The sequence below is a fragment of the Sphingomonas turrisvirgatae genome (assembly GCF_001721295.1).
Taxonomy (GTDB): domain Bacteria; phylum Pseudomonadota; class Alphaproteobacteria; order Sphingomonadales; family Sphingomonadaceae; genus Sphingomonas; species Sphingomonas turrisvirgatae.
Map to the genome: position 1 here is coordinate 1 of NZ_MDDS01000059.1, position 2,481 is coordinate 2,481.

The window sequence follows — 2,481 nt, forward strand, 5'->3', positions numbered from 1 at the left end:
GTAAGCGTGGCATGAGGGCCGCCTTGCTCGTTTGGCCGTAGCCGGGATGCTTATCGTCTTTGACGAGGGCGCGGGCGGTGCGGGAAGTTTTCGGTTCTGAGACTGGTCGTACGAGCGCTCGTACGACTGGTCGTGTGGAGGTGGTCGGCCGGGTATCGGGCCGACGGAGCTGGTCGGACGCGGAGAAGCTGGAGATCCTGGCCGAGGCGTTCCGGCCGGGCGTGCGGGTCCGTGATGTCATCGCCCGGCGCGAGGTGTCGAGCAGCCTGATCTATACGTGGCGCAAGCAGGCGCGGCTGGGCAAGCTGGGCGGGGTCGCGCCTGCGCTGCCGGCATTCGCCGAGGTGCGCGTGGCCGATGTAGCCGCACCTGCGCCGCAGCCGGCGACATCCACGTCTGGCCTCATCTGCATCGAATTTCCGGGTGGCGTCCGAGTGAGCGTGGACGGGTCGGTGGACGCCGGCGCGCTGGCGCGAGTGTTGTCGGTGCTGCGTTGAGCCCCACGCCGTTGCCGACGCGGGTGTTCCTGGCGTGTGGCGTCACCGACATGCGCAAAGGGTTCGATGGTCTGGCGGTACTGGTGCAGCAGGTGCTGGCCCAGAACCCGCACTCGGGCGCGTTGTTCGCGTTCCGGGGCAAGCGGGGTCATCTGGTCAAGCTGCTGTGGTTCGATGGGCAAGGCCTGTGCCTGTTCTCCAAGCGGCTCGACCGGGGTCGGTTCGTCTGGCCGGTGACCGCGACGGGCACGGTGACGCTGACGCCGGCACAATTGTCGATGCTGCTGGAGGGCATCGACTGGCGTCGCCCAGAGCGGACGTTCACGCCGACGCTGGCGGGGTGAAAACGGCGGTTTTGCGACGCTTTTTCTCGCCCGTCGATGCGTGATCTGTTATGAAATGCGGGTGCTGGAAGCGCCTGTTTCCCCTGCTGATGCCACCGCGCGGATCGCCGCGCTGGAGGCATCGCTCGCCCGGGCGAATGCCGCGCTCGCCGCCCGCGATCTGCTCATCGACACGTTGCGCGGGCAGATCGCCCGACTGCGGCGGATGCAGTTCGGTGCCTCCTCCGAGAAGTTGGGCCGCGAGATCGAACAGCTCGAGCTGGCGCTGGAAGAGCTGGAAACGGAGCGGGATGTTTCCGAAGTCGAGACTGCGGCGCCTGGAGTAGCGCCGCGCCTGGCACCGGTCCGCAGTCTGCCGGAGCATCTGCCGCGCGAGGAGGTCGTCCACGAGCCGGCGTCCGGTATCTGCACCTGCCCGGACTGCGGTGGTGCGCTGCGCCGGCTGGGCGTGGACGCGCACGAGATGCTCGACATCGTGCCGGTGCGCTGGCGGGTCGTGCGCGACGTCCGCCCCAAATACAGCTGCCGGTCTTGCGAGAAGATCGTCCAGGCACCCGCGCCGGTCAGCGCTGTGGCGCGGGGCAAGGCGACCTTCGCGACGCTGGCGCACGTCGTCGTCTCCAAGTTCGACCACCATCTGCCGTTGTACCGCCAGGCCGAGATGATGGCCGCGCAGGGGCTCGAGATCGACCGCTCGACGCTCGCGGGCTGGGCCGGGCAAGCTGCAGCACTGCTCGACCCGGTGGTCAGCCGTATCCGTGACGAGGTGCTCAAGACCGACAAGATCCACGCCGACGACACGCCGGTGTCGGTGCTCGACCCCGGCCGTGGCAAGACCGCGACCGGGCGGCTGTGGGTGTACGCCGCCGACGACCAGGCGTCCGGCAGCACGACACCGCCCGCAACATGGTATCGCTTCACGCCCGACCGCACCGCGGCGCACCCGCAGGCGCATCTCGCCGGCTTTCGCGGCTTTCTCCAGGCCGATGCCTATGCGGGCTATGACGCCCTGTACCGCGGTGGCGTCACAGAGGTGGCATGCTGGGCACACTTCCGGCGCAAGGTGTTCGACCTGCACGAGCGCCTCTCCACGCCGCTGACCACCGATATCCTGGAGCGCATCGGCGCGCTCTATGCCGTCGAGGCGGAGGTGCGTGGTCAGCCGCCGGATGTACGCCGTCGAGCGCGACAGGAACGAAGCCAGTCGCTGGTCGACGCCTTGCGCGAGGTGCTCGACGCTGCCCTTCGCCGCCTGTCGCCCAAGTCCGACATGGCCAAAGCCATCGCCTATGGCACCAAACGCTGGCCAGCGCTGTGCCGCTTCCTGGGTGACGGGCGTCTGGAGATCGACAACAACATCGCGGAGCGGGCCCTGCGCGGCGTCGCCGTGGGAAGGCGCAACTGGCTGTTCGCGGGTTCGCGCGCAGGCGGCGAGCGAGCCGCCGCCATCTACACCGTCATCCAGACCTGCAAGGCCAACGGCGTCGACCCGCAGGCCTATATCGCCGATGTCATCGCCAGGGTCGCCGGCGACTGGCCCGCCACCCGCTGGGACGAGCTGATGCCGTGGAACTGGGTGCCCCAGACAGATCAGCCAACAGCCCAAGCCGCATAAACTGCGGTCCTCACGCCACGCTTAC

General features: G+C 68.6%; 3 protein-coding genes. All 3 read left to right on the top strand.

All coding sequences use genetic code 11. The annotated features are described in order from the left end of the window. The first annotated feature begins 77 nt into the window (after positions 1–77). From tnpA to tnpC, 3 genes are read left to right on the top strand one after another with little or no spacing between them, the layout of a single operon-like run. Positions 78–497, top strand: a complete 420-nt coding sequence (gene tnpA, locus BFL28_RS16675) for an IS66-like element accessory protein TnpA (RefSeq protein WP_046406666.1) — start codon at positions 78–80, stop codon at positions 495–497. Beyond that, positions 494–841, top strand: coding sequence for an IS66 family insertion sequence element accessory protein TnpB (gene tnpB, locus BFL28_RS16680; protein WP_025292355.1), 348 nt, complete (start codon positions 494–496; stop codon positions 839–841). The genes tnpA and tnpB overlap by 4 nt, the downstream gene beginning before the upstream one ends. Positions 842–896: 55 nt before the next feature. Beyond that, positions 897–2,456, top strand: coding sequence for an IS66 family transposase (gene tnpC, locus BFL28_RS16685; protein WP_063687080.1), 1,560 nt, complete (start codon positions 897–899; stop codon positions 2,454–2,456). Positions 2,457–2,481 lie beyond the last annotated feature (25 nt).

Bases quoted from the DNA above. Each gene is read 5' to 3' on its own strand.
- tnpC (WP_063687080.1), top strand. From the start codon at position 897: ATGCGGGTGCTGGAAGCGCCTGTTTCCCCTGCTGATGCCACCGCGCGG.